The 1,611-nt window shown below is 44.8% G+C and carries 2 protein-coding genes; one reads left to right on the top strand and one right to left on the bottom strand.

From position 1 onward, the window contains the following. Positions 1-46: 46 nt before the first annotated feature. Positions 47-664 (top strand): TVP38/TMEM64 family protein, encoded by a 618-nt coding sequence (locus tag GMD1S_RS07565; RefSeq protein WP_000076176.1) that lies wholly within the window; start codon positions 47-49, stop codon positions 662-664. A gap of 278 nt (positions 665-942) precedes the next feature. Here the strand turns inward: GMD1S_RS07565 and scrK are convergent. Continuing rightward, positions 943-1,611: fructokinase ScrK (scrK, locus tag GMD1S_RS07560; protein WP_000328214.1), on the bottom strand; the 669-nt coding region annotated here is incomplete at its 5' end.

The raw sequence follows: 1,611 nt of genomic DNA, 5'->3' as shown, positions 1-1,611 counted from the left end.
CACAAAATATGGTATAGTAGAATCATACTATCTATGAGGAGTTTACATGTCACAGGATAAGCAAATGAAAGCTGTTTCTCCCCTTCTTCAGCAAGTCATCAATATCTCATCTATCGTCGGGGGAGTCGGCACCTTGATTTTCTGTATTTGGGCCTATCAGGCAGGAGTATTACAGTCCAAGGAAACCCTATCAGCCTTTATCCAGCAAGCTGGGGTTTGGGGGCCACCACTCTTTATCTTTTTACAGATCCTACAAACTGTTGTTCCGATCATTCCGGGAGCTTTGACCTCAGTGGCTGGGGTCTTTATTTACGGCCACATCATCGGGACTATCTATAACTATATCGGCATCGTGATTGGCTGTGCCATTATCTTTTATCTCGTGCGCCTCTACGGAGCTGCCTTTGTCCAGTCCGTCGTCAGCAAACGCACCTATGACAAGTATATCGGTTGGCTAGATAAGGGCAATCGTTTCGAGCGGTTCTTTATCTTTATGATGATCTGGCCTGTCAGTCCAGCTGACTTTCTCTGTATGCTGGCTGCCCTGACCAAGATGACCTTCAAACGCTATATGATTATCATCATTCTGACCAAGCCCTTTACTCTAGTGGTTTATACTTATGGTTTGACCTATATCATTGATTTCTTCTGGCAGATGTTTTGAGAATAGAAAATAGCCTGATACTAAATATACTTTAGTATGGAAATCATGCCTATTTTTCGATAGTGAATCGAGGACTTACCCAGCCTTTCCGTCGTGATAAAAACACCTGAAATCTAATGGTTTCAGGTGTTCGGGAACTTTGAGACATTAGGCTCAAAGTTTAGGTATGGAATTTCGAAGAAAGTCGCTACCGTCCGTAATCACTTAAGGAAAGGCTCAAAAACATTTTCATCAAACAAAACATCCGTTTGGTTTCCCAAGCGGATGGTTTCTTTGTTTTATTTTGCGACACTCTTAGCGAGGACAAAGTTTCCAAGTGTGGCAGAACCATTGCCTGCAACTGCTGGAGTGACAATGTAGTCACGCACGTCTGGTACTGGTAGGTAACCATTTAGAAGAGCTGTAAATTTCTCACGCACACGGTCCAGCATGTGTTGTTGGGCCATAACCCCACCACCAAAGACGATCACATCTGGACGGAAAGTCACAGTAGCATTGACCGCAGCCTGAGCGATATAGTAGGCTTGAACATCCCAGACAGAACTGTTGAGTTCGATGTTTTCACCACGAATACCTGTACGAGCTTCCAAACTTGGTCCAGCCGCAAAGCCTTCCAAACAGCCCTTGTGGAAAGGACAAACGCCGTTAAATTCTTTCTCCACATCCATTGGGTGTTTAGCCACATAGTAGTGACCCATTTCAGGGTGACCGACACCACCGATAAACTCACCACGTTGGATAACACCTGCACCAATCCCTGTACCGATCGTGTAGTAAACCAAGTTTTCGATACGACCACCAGCATTGTTACGAGCAACCACTTCACCATAGGCAGAGCTGTTTACATCTGTTGTGAAATACATAGGTACGTTGAGGTAGCGGCGAAGGGCACCAAGTAGGTCTACATTTGCCCAGTGAGGTTTTGGAGTCGTTGTGATAAAGCCATA

The organism is Streptococcus sp. GMD1S, from assembly GCF_000296875.1.
In the GTDB taxonomy this organism is placed as follows: Bacteria; Bacillota; Bacilli; order Lactobacillales; family Streptococcaceae; genus Streptococcus.
Note: the sequence above shows the minus strand (reverse complement) of the source record. Positions and strands in the feature narration are given on the sequence as shown.